This is a genomic window from Streptomyces sp. NBC_01217, from assembly GCF_035994185.1.
Lineage (GTDB): Bacteria > Actinomycetota > Actinomycetes > Streptomycetales > Streptomycetaceae > Streptomyces.
This window is the reverse complement of sequence record NZ_CP108538.1, coordinates 5,671,952-5,685,985: the sequence shown is the minus strand read 5'-3', so window position 1 is coordinate 5,685,985 and position 14,034 is coordinate 5,671,952. Positions and strand designations below refer to the sequence as shown.

Below are 14,034 nucleotides of genomic sequence, written 5' to 3'. Positions count from 1 at the left end.
CACCCGGCCACGGGGCCGTCCGGTGACAATGGGGGTATGGAGATTCTCTGGTTCCTGATCGCGCTGTGCATGCTCGCCGCGGTCATCGGCCCCTTCGTCCTGCGCCGCCGCGGCGGTATCCGGCAGGTCGCGCCCGGTTCGCCGGACGCCGCCGATCCGGACACGTACGGCTTCATTCGCCAGGAGGAGCTGGACGTCCGGCTGCCGGGCCCGGACCAGGATCTGCTCGATGTCCTCGATGTCGTGCAGCGCTCCCAGGACTGGCGGGCGGCGTCGCAGCTGCTGGCCGGTACGCCCAAGGAGGGCGAGGTGCGCTGGCAGCGGGTCCAGGCCTTCGCCGGTGCGGCCTCGCTGGAGCTGGCGCAGCACCCCGGTGCCGGTGGCGCGTGGCTGCGTACATGGCGGGCCGAGGCGCCGAAGGACGCGGGCGGTGCGGCGGTGCACGCCGAGTTCCTGGTGCAGCAGGCCTGGCGTTCGTCGACCGCGGGGACGGACGACTTCCGGATCATCCTGGAGGAGGCCCGTACGGTCTGCGGCGAGGCGGCACTGCTGGCGCCCGGGGATCCGGTCCCGTACCTCACCGAACTGGCCGTGGCCCGCGGACTCGGCTACTCCCACGAGGAGTTCGACCGGCTGTGGGCGAAGGTGATCGACCGGGCCCCGGGCCACATGGGCGCGCACATCGCCGCGCTGCACTACTGGTGCGAGAAGTGGCACGGCTCCCGCGAGGAGGCCGACCGCTTCGCCACCACGGCCGCGGCCCGCGCCCCGCAGGGCTCGCTGCTTGCCGCGCTGCCGCTGTTCGCGGTGTACGAGCATCTGCCCGAGGTCAATCTCGTCCAGGGCTTCTACCGCAGCGCGGTGGTGACCAAGGCGGTCGAGGGCGCCCTGTTCGCGGTGCACGCGGCCCGCGCGGACGACCCGATGCTCGCGCACGTCCGCCATCTGCTGGTGCTGTTCCTGGTCCGGATGGAGCGCTGGTCCGAGGCGATGAACCAGCTTGTCCACGTCGACGGCCATGTGGGCGCGCTGCCGTGGACGCAGGGTCCCGACCCGGCCGCCGAGTACACGGTCTACCGGGCGCTGGCGGTGGCCGGCTACGAGGCGAACGGCGGCAGCCCGGCGACGTTGCCGCGGTAGCGGCGGGGCGGCTCCGCGCCTGCTCAGCCCCTGTGCGGTGATTGTTCCGCCGCTTACGGGTCGTCGGCGGCCTGACGCACGCCGGGCCGCCGCTCGCGGTCAGCCCTCCGCGCGGGCGGGCAGCCGCCATCCCGGGCGCGGGAAGTGGCAGGTGTAACCCTCCGGGTAACGCTCCAGGTAGTCCTGGTGCTCGGGCTCGGCCTCCCAGAAGGGGCCGACCGGCTCGACCTCGGTGACGACCTTGCCCGGCCACAGTCCGGAGGCGTCCACATCCGCGATCGTGTCCTCGGCGATCCGCTTCTGCTCGTCATCCACGTAGTAGATCGCCGAGCGGTAGCTGAGACCGATGTCGTTGCCCTGCCGGTTCTTGGTGCTCGGGTCGTGAATCTGGAAGAACAGCTCCAGGATCGCGCGGAAGTCGGTCCTCTCGGGGTCGAAGAGGATCTCAATGGCCTCCGCGTGCGTGCCATGGTCACGGTACGTGGCGTTCGGCACGTCACCGCCGGTGTATCCGACCCGAGTCGCCGTCACGCCCGGCTGCCGGCGGATCAGGTCCTGCATCCCCCAGAAGCATCCGCCCGCCAGCACGGCCCTCTGCGTCTGCGCCACCATTGCGGCCCTCCAATATGTCTCAGCTCAGTCACTCGGGCTGCTCGGTTCACACACCACCGGCAACCCATGTCCACTTGCTCCAACGCGCGGGGGTTCCGAGCGATTCCGTGCCCGTCCAACCGGCCCTGCGGTCGTCGGCCGCCGCGAGCGGCGCACCGCCGTGCTGTGCCCCTCGCCGTCTTCTTCGCCGTCCTGCGACAGGGGCCTCCGGTTGACCTCCTGGGACAGTTTCAGGGCTCTGTACCGCTTCAGAAGGGCGCTGGTCTTCTCGTAGTCCGCCTCGCCGTCGAGCGCTGTCAGGAGATCGTCGGAGCAGAGCTCGTAGTGGGAACACCGTCTCGCCCGCGCCGGACACCCGGTGCGCGCCGATCGGCCAATTGTGCGTTGTCGGCATCATGAGGAAGGTGCGAGGCTCTGCGGCGACACCCGGCTCAACGGGCTGGGGTCGGCGCTCCGTTCCGGGAGCTCGTGTGGGGGGAAGTGCGCAGTGACAGGAATATTGCTGGCCGCCATCGGCCTGGCCGGAGCGGTCTGGGGATGTGTCTTTCTGTTCAATGTCCGCGGTGCTGCGGACAAGGCGGCTCAGCGGCGGAACGCGATAAGGGCCACTACGGGAGCCCGGACCATGCAGATCGAGCTCATGGAGGAGTCGCGTCTAGAAGGGCCTGGTTCTTCCGGTTTGCCGGGGGTGTGGTCGCTCCGGGCGGGTTCGTCCTCATGGTCGTCGGCCTTGCCATTGCCCTGGCGAACTGAGCCGCGCGGCCGCAGGGCGGGACATACGGCTCAGCCGGCGCCGGCCGCTCCGGGCCGGTGGGGTTTCGCCACCGGGGACGGGGTGGCTGCCCGGCCGTTGCCGGGGCTGGGGGCCCCGGCGGTGACCATCGTGCGGTGCGAACGGTCCCGTTAGTGTTTGCGGGGTGGGGATCACCGAGAGGGCTGTGCCGCGCGAGCGGGGAGGCGGGCGGGTCGGCACGGGTGTGCGCCGGGTGGTCGCGGATGCGGATGCGGCGCTGTGGTGGGTGCCGGGGCTCGCGGTGCTGGTCGTCGTGCCGTTGTATCTCGTGTGGGCGCTGGTGCTGGCCACCGGTGGCGGTGATCTGGCGGCGCAGGTCGCCTGGGCCGGGTTCGCGTCGCGGCATCCGGGGTCCGCGTACAACCTCTCCTGGTACGGGGGGATGCACACAGCCAACTACAGCCTGCTGACGCCGCCGCTCATGGCGGTGTCCGGGGTGCGGGCCGTCACCGTCGCCGCCGGGATCGGCGGGGCGTGGGCACTGGGACGGCTCTGTGTGCGGGCCGGGGTGCGGTGGCCGGTCGCGGTCTCGGTGCTGGGGTCGTCGGTGCTCTGGTGCAATGTCGCCTCCGGGCGTACGACGTTCGCGCTGGGCGTGGCGATCGGGCTGGTCGCGCTGTTGTACGTACGGCGGCGGGCGGGCCTCGCCGCGGGGTGCGCGGTGCTGGCGACGGCGGCGAGTCCGGTGGCGGGGCTGTTCCTGGTGGTGGCGGGTGCGGCGTACGGGCTCGGCCGGCAGCGGCGGCGGGCGGCCGCGCTTCTCCTGCCGCCGATCCTGGTGGTGGCGGCGACGACGGCCCTCTTCCCGTTCAGGGGCGAACAGCCGATGCCCGTGGGGAAGTTGTGGATGCCGTTGGCCGCCTGCGCGGCTCTGTGGTTCGCCGCGCCGCGCGAGGGCGGCTGGCGGGTGGTGCGGTTCGCGAGTGCGGTGTACGCGGGCGGTGTCGTGCTGACCTTTCTGATCCCCTCGCCCATCGGGACGAACGTGGAGCGGCTGGTGGGGGTGGCCGGTCCGCCCGTGCTGTGCGCGGCGGCCCTGGCCTGTCTGACGGGGTGGGCGCGGGGCGGCCGGCTGCTGCGGGTGCGGGCCGTCGTGCTCGTCGGGATGCTCGCGTTCAACACCGGCTGGGTGGTCAACAAGACCGATGACGATCTGCGGGTCTCCAACAGCGTGCCCGCCTGGGCGGCGCACACCGACGGCGTGGTCGCCGAGCTGCGCAGGCTCGGTGCGCAACGGATGCGGGTGGAGGTCGTGCCGGCCCGTGATCACCGGGAGGCGGCCGTGCTCGCCCCCCATGTGAACATGGCGCGCGGCTGGAACCGGCAGCTCGACGTGGAGCGCGGGCGGCTGTTCTACGAGGGGAGGCCGACCCCGGCGGCGTACCGCGCCTGGCTGGACCGCTGGGGCGTGGGCCTCGTCGTGCTGCACAGCGGCAGTCCGGACAGCCCGGCCGAGGCGGAGGCGGAGATCGTCCGGCGCGGGACCGACTGGCTGGAGCCGGTGTGGCAGGACGCGGGGTGGCGGATCTACCGGGTGCGGGGCGCCGTCCCGCTGGTCTCCGCACCGGGCTCCGTCGTACGCGGGGACGACGCCTCGCTGGTGGTACGGATGCCCGCCGCCGGTTCGGTGACGGTACGGATCGCGTACTCGCCCTGGCTGCGGGCCGACGGCGGCGGGTGCCTGCAACAGGACGGCGAGTGGACGCGGCTCACGGTGGAGCGGGGCGGCGAGTACCGGCTGGACTCGCGCTATCGGCTGTGGCCGTTCGGGTCCTGCTAGGGCCTACCGGTGGGTTCACTCGGTGACACCCAGGTCCTGGCGCATCAGTTCCCGCATCGTGTCGAGGCAGGGGTCGGCCGCTCTCAGCTCCTCCAGGGCCCGTTCGACGCTCTCGCCGTCCCGGGCCAGGCGCCGGTCGAGGCGTTTGATGGCGGCGTCACCTGCGGCGAGTACCCGGTTGAGGTCGCGCGATGCCTGCAGTATCCGTTCGGGGACGATCATCTGCGCCTCGGCGTAGCGGTCGCGGTGGTCCAGGCGGGCCTCTTCGAGCTGGGTGCGTTCCTGGTCCGTGTAGACGCCGTCGCGGATGCGGTGCAGGGCGTCCTTGAGGAGGGTGTGGAACTGCCGGGACGCCCGGTTCATGGCCGTGTACTGGGTGCGCCGCTCCTCGAACTTCCGCTGTTCACCGGCGAGTCGGGCCTCCTCGGCCCGCTGGCGTACGGACAGCCGCTGCGCGAGCACCGGGGCGAAGAGGGTGCCGAGCACCCCGGCTACTGCCGTGATCATGGCGGTGATGGCGACGGTCATGACTGCGAGATTAATGCGGCCCACGGTGAAGCAGGAGTGCGGTCCTGGGCACACGGTGACGGACAATCAGACATGATTTCGCCATGACCACGTCGCGGGGGCACAGACGTACCCGGAACTGTTCCTGGCCGGCTTCACCGGCCGGCCGGATGCCGCGCAAACACGGAAACCCCGGACGCGCGGGGCCGTACGCCCGTCCGGCTCTCCCGCCCGTCCCCGGGCAGCGTGCCGCGCCCCGTGTCCCGCCGCGCGTGGGTGACATGCGCCGCTATCTCGCCGTCGGCCTCGACTGCTACCTCTGTCTGGTCGGCGGCGGCTTACTGGCCCGGCCGCACGTGGACGCGGCCGGTGTTCCCGCGGCCGTCGGTCTGCTGCTCGGCCCGACACTCGCGTTCTCGTTCCTCAATCAGGTGGTCCTCACCGCCGTCGCCGGGGCCGGCGCGGGCAAACTGATCATGGGGATACGGGTGGTCAGACTGCCCGACGCCGGACGCCCGGGCCCCGGGCAGCTGATGCGGCGCTGGCTGTACGGGCTGTGCCGGCTGCCGCTGCAGCCCTGGTACGCGCTGCGCTCGTACCTCACGGGCCCCGGCGCACTCCCCCTCAGCGCCTTCTGGAGCAGCGGCAACGACGATCCGATGGGTCTGCGCCAGGTCCGCCACAGCGACCTCACCACCCACCGGAACGCCACAGCCGCCAACCACCGCTGATAAGCCGCACGCCCCCGTAGGCCTCTCTCAGGCCGCCGCGTTCTCCGTGATCGTGACCCGGCCCTTGCGGATCGTCGCCAGTCTCGGTGCACGGCGGGCGATGGCGCTGTCGTGCGTGACCATGATGAAGGTCAGGCCGTGCTCCTTCCACATGGTCTCCAGCACCTCCATGACCTCGTCGCGCATCGACTCGTCGAGGTTGCCGGTGGGCTCGTCGGCGAGCAGCACCTTCGGCTGCTTGACCAGGGCCCGGGCGATCGCCACGCGCTGCTGCTGGCCGCCGGACATCTCGCCGGGCAGATGGCCGAGCCGTTCACCGAGTCCGACGGAGTCCAGTGCCTCGGCGGCCCGCCTGCGCCGTTCGGCCGCCTTGCCGCCCAGCGGCACGAGCGCGGTCTCGACGTTCTCCTGGGCGGTGAGCGTCGGGATGAGGTTGAAGCTCTGGAAGACGAAGCCGATGTTCTGGGCGCGCACCTTGGTGAGCCTGGCCTCGCTGAGCTTCGCGAGGTCGACGCCGTCGAGTTCGACGCTGCCGCTCGTGGGGCGGTCGAGGCCGCCGAGCATCTGCAGCAGCGTGGACTTGCCGCCGCCTGTGGGGCCCTGGATGACCAGCCGCCCGCCGTCCTCGATGGTCAGATCGACACCGCCGAGCGCGTCGACGGTGGATTTGCCGCGCGTATAGCGCTTGGTCACGTCTCTGAGTGTGTACATGGGTCAACTCCTGCTGGAACGAGGTGGGATGGGGCGCCGGGAGGGTTACTCGACGCGGCGCAGGGCGTCGGCGGGGCGCAGCCGGGAGGCCCGCCAGCCGCCGAACGTACCGGCGATCAGCCCGCCAGCCACGGCCAGCGCGACGGCGATGAGGATGACGGAGAGCGAGACGGGCGCGGTCAGCGCGACGTCGAGCGTCTTGGCCGCGCCCGAACCGCCCGGTCCGGTCATGAACCGGCCGCCCATCCCGCCGCCCATCCCGCCGCCGCCCATGCCGCCGCCGGAGGAGCCCAGCTGTGCGGTGAGGGTGGGGCTGATCGCGGTCACGACGTACGCGCCGGCGAGACCGACCGCGATGCCGAGCACTCCGCCCAGCAGCCCGTTGATGAGGGCCTCGCCGACGACCTGGCGGGTGACCCGCCCGCTCTTCCAGCCGAGCGCCTTGAGCGTGCCGAACTCCCGTACGCGGCGGCTGACCGCCGAGGAGGTGAGCAGGCCGGCCACCAGGAAGGCGGCGACCAGCACCGCGATCGACAGCCACTTGCCGACGCTGGAGGCCAGGTCGGAGGCGGTGGACAGGGAGCCGGAGACGGTGTCGGCGAGGTCGGCGGAGGTGGTGACGGTCGTGCCGGAGATGTTCTTCTGGATGGTCGACTTGACCTGGTCGATCTGCTGCGAGTCGGCGGCCTTCACATAGACCGTGGTGACCTTGTTCTTCGAGTCGGCGAGGGTCTGTGCCTGCTTCAGCGGGATGTAGAGGTTGGCGGCGGCGTCACCGCTGTCCGCCGTCGAGACACCGACGATCTCGTACTTGGTCCCGGAGATGGTCACGGTCTTGCCGACGTCGAGCTTCTTCTCCTTGGCGTACGCGGCGTCGACGACCGCGACCTTCGCGTCGGTCTCGGCGGCCTTGAACGTACGGCCCTTGGTGATCTTCGAGGAGGTCAGCGGGCCGAGGTCCTGCTTGGTGACGTCGGTGCCGTACACGCTGTAGGAGTTGACGTCGAAGGAGGCACCGCCGCCCCTGACCTCGCCCTGCGGCTGTGTGGCGCCGCCCTGTCCGCCGGGACCGCTCGGGCCGCTCTGCCCGGCGCCCTGCTCCTGCCTGAACTCGCCCCGCTTGAACTGGCCGTCGACCTTCATGACGTTGAGGCTGAGCCCGCCGACTGCGTCCGCGACGCCGTCCTGCTTGCCGATCGTGTCGACGGTGGAGGAGGCCAGTGTCTGGAAGCCCTGGGCCAGGACCCGGTCGCTGCTCTGCGTCGAGTCGTCGTCGTTGCCCTTGGCGTCGAACTCGAACTTCGGGCGGGCGTTGGCGGAGCCGGGTGCGGCGGCGGCCTTGGTGACCGTCATGTCCGTACCGAGTCCGTACAGCGATTCCAGGACCTTGTCCTGGGCCTTGCTCATGCCGGAGGAGACCGAGCTGACGATGATGACCAGCGCGATGCCCAGGGCCAGTCCCGAGGCGACGACCAGCGCCGCCTTTCTGCGGCGGCGCAGCTCGCGCCGGAGGTAGGTGAAGTACATGGCGTGAGGCTATGGACGGGTTGTGATGGTGGGTTAAGGCCACGATGAGAGCCGGATGAGAACGCCGGAGGCGGCGGCTCCGCGGATCCGAGGGGATCCGGGGTGCCGCCGCCTCCGTACGGAATTCGGGACGTGCGGGCAGATGCGTGAGGAGTGGTGCGGGCGGGCGGGTCAGGCCTGCGAACCCGCCGTCCACTCCGCCCAGCTCATGTTCCAGCCGTTGAGGCCGTTGTCGGGCGTGATGGTCTTGTCCGGGGAGTTCTTGACGATGACCACGTCGCCGACGATGGAGTTGTTGTAGAACCACGCGGCGGGCTGGTTGGCGTCGTTCGCGCCCTTGACGTCGGCGAGGCCGACACAGCCGTGGCTGGTGTTGACGCTGCCGAAGATCGACCGCGCGCCCCAGTAGTTGCCGTGGATGAAGGTGCCCGAGGTGGACAGCCGCATGGCGTGCGGCACGTCCTTGATGTCGTACTCGCCCTTGCCGTCGTCGTCGGTGAAGCCGACCGTCGCACCGTTCATCCGGGTCTCCTTGAACTTCTCGGAGATCACCATCTGCCCGTTGTACGTGGGGTTGTCGGGGGAGCCGGAAGAGATCGGGATGGTCTTGATCGTCTTGCCGTCCTGGGTGACGGTCATCGTCTTCGTGCTCGCGTCGACCGTCGATACCTGGTTGCGGCCGACCTTGAAGGTGACGGTCTTCTGCTGTACACCGAACACGCCGTCCGCGCCCTCGACGCCGTCCAGCGCCAGCTTCAGCGTGACGGTGGAGCCGCCCTGCCAGTAGTTCTCCGGGCGCAGGTCGAGCCGCTGCGAGTTGAACCAGTGGCCGACGACCGGCTGGCCGCTGCTGGACGTCACGGTGATGCCGTCCTGGACGGCCTTCTTGTCCGTGATCGGCTTGTTGAAGTTGATCGAGACCGGCATGCCGACGCCGACCGTGGAGCCGTCCTCGGGCGTGAAGTTTCCTATGAAGCTGTTGGCGGGCGAGACGGTGGTGAACGAGGAGTTCTCGTGCGCCTCGCGGCCCTTGGAGTCCTTGGCCGTCGCGTTGATCTTGTACGTGGTCGAGCGCTCCAGCTGGACGTCCGGCTTCCAGCTCGTGCCGTCGGCGGCGAGCGTGCCCTTGACGGCCACACCGGCCGAGGTGGTCATGGTGACCTGGGAGAGCGTGCCCTTGGCGACGGTGACCTTGGCGTCGTTGTTGATGCTCGCGTTGGTCGCGCCGTTCTTCGGCGAGATCGTGATCTGCGCTTCCGACGCGTCCTGGGCGGCCGCCTTGTCGACCTCGGCCGCCTGCGACTTCTTGGAGCTCTCGGCACTGGTGCCGCTCGCGCCGCTGTCGTTGCAGGCAGTGAGCACAAGAACGCCGCCAAGCAGTGCGGACGCGGCCATCAGGCCTTTGCGCCGCTTGCTGTCCGTCATCACACGCTTCTCCATCGTTGCCGAATCCCCAAAAACCCCGAGCAGAGCCGCCGCCGAACGGCGAAACCCGTCAATGTCCGTAGAACCCATGGAAAGGGTTCCAGGTTCCACATCCAAAATGGATGTGGGGAACAACACTCATCGACGCACCCGTGACAGCGGTGGTTCCCGCCGCCGATCACGTATACGGGCACCACGGCCCCGGCCCGCGGGAAGCGGGCCGGGGCCGGTGGCTCACCAGCTGCTAGACCCGCCGCTCCGCACCGCCGCTCACGCCGCTGTGCTCGCCGTCGTCCTCCCCATTGTGCGGGACGCCGTCGGCGCCCTCCTCGAAGTACTCCTCGTACTCATCCCCGTCCTCGTCGAGGTCCCAGGCGTCGGGGTCCTCCGGGTCGTAGTCGACGATCTCGCTGCTCCAGGATGCCTGGGCGAGCTCGACCCCCGGCACCTCGCTGACCAGGTCGAACGGATCGACGAGGGAGGCGAGGGCCTCCGCGCCGTCATCCCGTACGGCCGCCTCGGCCTGCAGGCGTTCCTCGGCGGACTCTGCGCCGGGCTCCCCGAACTCGGCGGCGATGGACTCCAGCGCGGTGCCGCTGAGGGCCTCGGGGTCCGTGATCTCCAGCACCATTTCGACGCGTAGTCGAACAAACCGTGATGTCTCAGAAGTACTCATGTGACGGAGCGTAAGCTGCCCGCCCTCGCGACTTTCCTGCGACCCGCTGCTTTCACTAGCATCGGCGTACAGGCCTAACTCACGGCTGTGACAAGGGGGATCGATTCCGTGGTCGCTGCTCGCCGCCCGCTTCTGACCGCCACCGCCGCGGGCACGTTGCTGGCCGCTCTGTGGTTCGTCCCGTCCGCCAACGCGACGGACGAGTCGGCCGGCGGACCGGGTGCGCAGAGCCGGCCGGTCACCGCGGCCGTGGACACCGGAACCGGTCCGAGGCTCGCCGACACCGGGACCGGGGTCGACACCACCCCGTATCTGATCGGCGGCACGGCGTTCCTGGGCATCGGCGCGGCGTTCGTCACCTACTCGGCACGCCGCGCCGACGTCCTCTGACTCAGGCCAGCGGTCCCGTCACCGGCTCGACCGCCGCGACCAGCTTGCCCGCGCGTACGAACGCGTCCGCCGCGGCCAGGTCCGGTGCCAGGAAGCGGTCCGGCCCCGGCCCCTGGACGCCCGCCGCGCGCAGCGCCCGGATGGCGGCCTGCGAGGCGGGGGCGGGGGTGAGGCCCCGGGCGGCGCGGATCTCGACGGCGCGGGTCGCCGCGTACAGCTCGACGGCGACGATCCGGGCGAGGTTGTCGACGGCGGTACGGAGCTTGCGCGCCGCCGACCAGCCCATGGAGACGTGGTCCTCCTGCATGGCGGAGGACGGGATCGAGTCGGCCGAGGCGGGGACGGCGAGCCGCTTCATCTCGCTGACCAGGGCGGCCTGGGTGTACTGGGCGATCATCAGGCCCGAGTCCACACCGGCGTCGTCGGCGAGGAACGGCGGCAGCCCGTGCGAGCGGTTCTTGTCCAGCAGCCGGTCGGTGCGGCGCTCGGTGATCGAACCGAGGTCGGCGGCGACGATCGCCAGGAAGTCGAGTACGTACGCGACGGGGGCGCCGTGGAAGTTCCCGTTGGACTCGACCCGGCCCTCGGGGAGCACGACGGGGTTGTCGACGGAGGAGGCCAGCTCGCGGGCCGCGACGACGGCGGCGTAGTCGAGGGTGTCGCGGCCGGCGCCGTTGACCTGGGGGGCGCAGCGCACGGAGTAGGCGTCCTGCACGCGCGGCGCCTCGTCCTCCTGGAAGTGGCCGGTGAGGCCGGACCCGGCCAGGACCCGCAGCATGTTGTCGGCGCTGACGCCCTGGCCCGGGTGCGGGCGGATGGCGTGCAGTTCCGGGGCGAGGACCTTGTCCGTGCCGAGCAGCGCCTCCAGGGAGAGGGCGGCGGTGATGTCGGCGCAGGTGTAGAGGTTCTTCAGGTCTGCGAGGGCCATGACGAGCATGCCGAGCATGCCGTCGGTGCCGTTGAGGAGGGCGAGGCCCTCCTTCTCGCGCAGTTCGACCGGGGTGATGCCATGGGCGGCGAGCAGCTCGCCCGCGGGGCGCACGGTGCCGTCGGGGCCCTCCGCGTCGCCCTCGCCCATCAGCGTCAGGGCGCAGTGGGAGAGCGGGGCCAGGTCACCGGAGCAGCCGAGCGAGCCGTACTCGTGGACGACGGGGGTGATGCCCGCGTTGAGGACGTCGGCCATGGTCCGGGCGACCGCGGGCCGTACGCCGGTGTGCCCGGAGGCGACCGTCTTGAGCCGCAGGAACATCAGGGCGCGCACGACCTCGCGCTCGACCCGCGGGCCCATGCCGGCGGCGTGCGAGCGGACGATGTTGCGCTGTAGCTGTGCGCGCAGCTCGTGGCTGATGTGCCGGCTGGCCAGCGCTCCGAAGCCGGTGGAGACGCCGTAGACCGGTTCGGGCTTGGCGGCGAGCGCCTCCACGATCTCGCGGGAGGCGGCGAGTGCGCTCACGGCGGCCTCGGAGAGCTCGACGCGAGCGTTGCCGCGGGCCACGGCGATGACGTCCTGAGCGGTGGTACCGGACGTCCCCACCACGACTGTATGCATATCCATATTCAGAAGCGTACGGATTGAATCCCTTCATGTCACTAGTGGTTGTGCGGTTGACCCCTTACCGATCCGGTCACACGGTCAGGGGCGGCTGCCGCGCAGATGGCGGCGGTCGTGCGGGGACTTGGGCGGTGCGTCGGCGAGCCGGATCACCTCGCCGTCGCGCCCCGCCACCACCGGCTTCGTGGAGCGGGCCGCCTTCGCCCGGTACTGGGCCGCGTCCGCCAGCCGGAACAGCCGTCGCGCCGACACCACCGGGCCGATCGGATCGCCGGTCGACGCGATCCCGCACGCCACCCCGTCACCCAGCTCCAACTCGGCCGCCCGTTCGCAGAGTTCGGTGGCCACCCGGATAACCTCGTCCGCCTCGGGGCCCACCGCAAGCAGACAGAACTCATCACCGCCGAGCCGGGCCGCGAGCGCGCCCGGCAACATGGCTCCGCAGCGGGACAGCACCGAGCCGAAACGTTCCAGCAGGCGGTCGCCCACCGCATGGCCATGGGTGTCGTTGACCCGCTTGAGACCGTTGAGGTCGCAGACGACCAGGCTCACCACCGCCCCGTCCGTCCGGTGCAGTTCCACCGCCTCGTCGAGCCGCACGTCGACGGCCCGGCGGTTGGCCAGCCCGGTCAGCGGATCGGTGAAGGCGAGCTTGCGGACCTCTTCGAGCCGCTCGGTCTGCGCGATCCCGGCGGCGACGACGGCGGCCAGCACGGTCGCGAAGTCCGCGTCCTCCCGCCCGAACACGGGCGCCCCCACCGGACGGGCCACATACAGCTCGCCCCAGGCCCGCCCGCGCAGCACGATCGGCGCGACCACGCAGCAGCCGCGCCCGCGCCGGCGCAGGGCCGCCACCCGCCGGCGGCCGTACACACGCCCGTACCCCCGCACCCCCGCCTCCCCGTCCGGCGGGCGCCGCGCCGGGCCGTCGGCGGTCTCCACCCAGGCGTCCGGCTCGCCGCCCCCGGCCCACCGTTCGTGCAGGAATTCCGTGATCTCCGGGAACTGGTGCACCGGATACGTCTCCTCCTCGGGGAACTCCTCCTCCCCTTCGGCCCGTTCGCCCGCGTTCACCAGCACGCGCAGCCGTCCGCGATCGCGCTCCCACACGGACAGCGCGGCGAAACTGCCGCCGAGTGCCTCGCACGCCCCCAGCGCGGCCGCTCGCCACGACCCCCGCGGGGTGTGTGCCGCCGCCATCATCTGCGCAAGCGAAACCACGGCCCGCAGCCGCGCATCATCACCACCCATCGCTACAGCTTATGTAGCTTTGCAGTGGTTTGATCAGTTTGCGACATCGGCAACATCCGTTGCGTGTCCTGTGCGCGTCCCCCATGAACACACCACACCGCATCACTCGCCCGGCCAGTTCGGCTTCCGCTTCTCGTTGAACGCGGCCACACCCTCGGCCCGGTCGCCGGAGAAGGCCACCGACCGCCAGGCGGCGTCCTCGACTTCGAGTCCGGCCCGCAGATCGAGGCCCTGCCCGAGCCGCAGCGCCCGCTTGGCCGCCCGCAGCCCCACCGGGGAGTTGGCGGCGATCCGGCCCGCCAGGGCCAGCGCGGCCTCGCGGTCCCGCCCCGCCTCCACCAGCTCATCGACCAGCCCCGCGGCACGGGCCTCGGCCGCCTCCACCCGGCGGGCCGTGAAGACCAGCTCGGCGGCGGCTGCCGCACCGATCCGCCGCGGCAGCAGCTGCGTACCGCCACCGCCCGGAATGACACCCACCGACACCTCGGGCAGGCCCACCACGGCCGTACTGTCGGCGACGATCAGATCGCAGGACAGGGCCAGCTCGAATCCGCCGCCGAGCGCGAAGCCGTGCACGGCCGCGATCGTCGGCATCGGCAGTTCGAGCACGCCGGTGTACGCGGCGCGGGCGGTGGGGCGCTGGCGCAGCAGATCGGCGTCGGTGAAGGAATTGCGCTCCTTCAGGTCCGCGCCCACGCAGAAGGCCCGCTCATGGCTGGAGGTGAGGACGGTGACCCGTACGCCCGGGTCGGCGGCGAGCGCGGCGCAGGCGGCGGCGATCGAGCGGGCCATGTCCGTGGACACGGCGTTCATCGCCCCGGTCCGGTCCAGGACCAGCTCGGCGACGTGCTCCTGCCCCTCGTGGACCCGTACGACGACGAATTCCCCGAACCGCTGCTCGGACGTGACGGTCATGACTGCACCCCTCCGGTTAACGAG

General features: G+C 71.1%; 13 protein-coding genes. 4 read left to right on the top strand and 9 right to left on the bottom strand.

The window, feature by feature from the left end; all coding sequences use genetic code 11:
* Nucleotides 1-36 precede the first annotated feature (36 nt).
* Nucleotides 37-1,140 (top strand): hypothetical protein, encoded by a 1,104-nt coding sequence (locus OG507_RS25610; RefSeq protein WP_327369514.1) that lies wholly within the window; start codon nucleotides 37-39, stop codon nucleotides 1,138-1,140.
* Between the two features lie 99 nt (nucleotides 1,141-1,239).
* On the opposite strand, the gene msrA is transcribed toward OG507_RS25610, so the two are convergent.
* On the bottom strand, nucleotides 1,240-1,752 hold the full coding sequence (gene msrA / locus OG507_RS25605) for a peptide-methionine (S)-S-oxide reductase MsrA (protein ID WP_327369513.1): 513 nt from the start codon (nucleotides 1,750-1,752) through the stop codon (nucleotides 1,240-1,242).
* A gap of 1,019 nt (nucleotides 1,753-2,771) precedes the next feature.
* On the opposite strand from msrA, the gene OG507_RS25600 reads away from it, so the two are divergent.
* Nucleotides 2,772-4,325 carry a hypothetical protein gene (locus tag OG507_RS25600; RefSeq protein WP_327372085.1) on the top strand — a complete coding sequence of 518 codons (1,554 nt, stop codon included), beginning with the start codon at nucleotides 2,772-2,774 and terminating at the stop codon, nucleotides 4,323-4,325.
* Nucleotides 4,326-4,340: 15 nt separating this feature from the next.
* On the opposite strand, the gene OG507_RS25595 is transcribed toward OG507_RS25600, so the two are convergent.
* Nucleotides 4,341-4,853 (bottom strand): hypothetical protein, encoded by a 513-nt coding sequence (locus OG507_RS25595; RefSeq protein ID WP_327369512.1) that lies wholly within the window; start codon nucleotides 4,851-4,853, stop codon nucleotides 4,341-4,343.
* Nucleotides 4,854-5,113: 260 nt separating this feature from the next.
* On the opposite strand from OG507_RS25595, the gene OG507_RS25590 reads away from it, so the two are divergent.
* Nucleotides 5,114-5,563 carry an RDD family protein gene (locus OG507_RS25590; RefSeq protein ID WP_327372084.1) on the top strand — a complete coding sequence of 150 codons (450 nt, stop codon included), beginning with the start codon at nucleotides 5,114-5,116 and terminating at the stop codon, nucleotides 5,561-5,563.
* Nucleotides 5,564-5,590: 27 nt separating this feature from the next.
* Here the strand turns inward: OG507_RS25590 and OG507_RS25585 are convergent, their stop codons facing one another.
* From OG507_RS25585 to OG507_RS25570, 4 genes are all read right to left on the bottom strand, one after another.
* Complete coding sequence (locus tag OG507_RS25585) at nucleotides 5,591-6,274, bottom strand: ABC transporter ATP-binding protein (protein WP_327369511.1); 684 nt, start codon at nucleotides 6,272-6,274, stop codon at nucleotides 5,591-5,593.
* 45 nt (nucleotides 6,275-6,319) lie between these two features.
* Nucleotides 6,320-7,801 carry an ABC transporter permease gene (locus tag OG507_RS25580; protein ID WP_327369510.1) on the bottom strand — a complete coding sequence of 494 codons (1,482 nt, stop codon included), beginning with the start codon at nucleotides 7,799-7,801 and terminating at the stop codon, nucleotides 6,320-6,322.
* 171 nt (nucleotides 7,802-7,972) lie between these two features.
* A complete protein-coding gene (locus OG507_RS25575) occupies nucleotides 7,973-9,241 on the bottom strand; it encodes a L,D-transpeptidase (RefSeq protein WP_327369509.1) in 1,269 nt (422 codons plus the stop codon).
* Nucleotides 9,242-9,470: 229 nt separating this feature from the next.
* Nucleotides 9,471-9,902: a hypothetical protein gene (locus tag OG507_RS25570; protein WP_327369508.1), complete on the bottom strand. Its 432-nt coding sequence runs from the start codon at nucleotides 9,900-9,902 to the stop codon at nucleotides 9,471-9,473.
* Nucleotides 9,903-10,010: 108 nt separating this feature from the next.
* On the opposite strand from OG507_RS25570, the gene OG507_RS25565 reads away from it, so the two are divergent.
* The gene (locus OG507_RS25565; RefSeq protein WP_327369507.1) at nucleotides 10,011-10,292 is read left to right on the top strand and encodes a hypothetical protein; all 282 of its coding nucleotides are present in this window, start codon (nucleotides 10,011-10,013) and stop codon (nucleotides 10,290-10,292) included.
* A 1-nt stretch (nucleotide 10,293) separates the two neighbouring features.
* Here the strand turns inward: OG507_RS25565 and hutH are convergent, their stop codons facing one another.
* The 3 genes from hutH to OG507_RS25550 all read right to left on the bottom strand — a co-directional run bounded on the left by hutH (nucleotide 10,294) and on the right by OG507_RS25550 (nucleotide 14,010).
* Nucleotides 10,294-11,847, bottom strand: a complete 1,554-nt coding sequence (hutH, locus tag OG507_RS25560; RefSeq protein ID WP_327369506.1) for a histidine ammonia-lyase — start codon at nucleotides 11,845-11,847, stop codon at nucleotides 10,294-10,296.
* 78 nt (nucleotides 11,848-11,925) lie between these two features.
* Complete coding sequence (locus OG507_RS25555; RefSeq protein WP_327369505.1) at nucleotides 11,926-13,095, bottom strand: GGDEF domain-containing protein; 1,170 nt, start codon at nucleotides 13,093-13,095, stop codon at nucleotides 11,926-11,928.
* Between the two features lie 102 nt (nucleotides 13,096-13,197).
* Nucleotides 13,198-14,010 carry an enoyl-CoA hydratase/isomerase family protein gene (locus tag OG507_RS25550; protein WP_327369504.1) on the bottom strand — a complete coding sequence of 271 codons (813 nt, stop codon included), beginning with the start codon at nucleotides 14,008-14,010 and terminating at the stop codon, nucleotides 13,198-13,200.
* Between the last annotated feature and the right edge of the window lie 24 nt (nucleotides 14,011-14,034).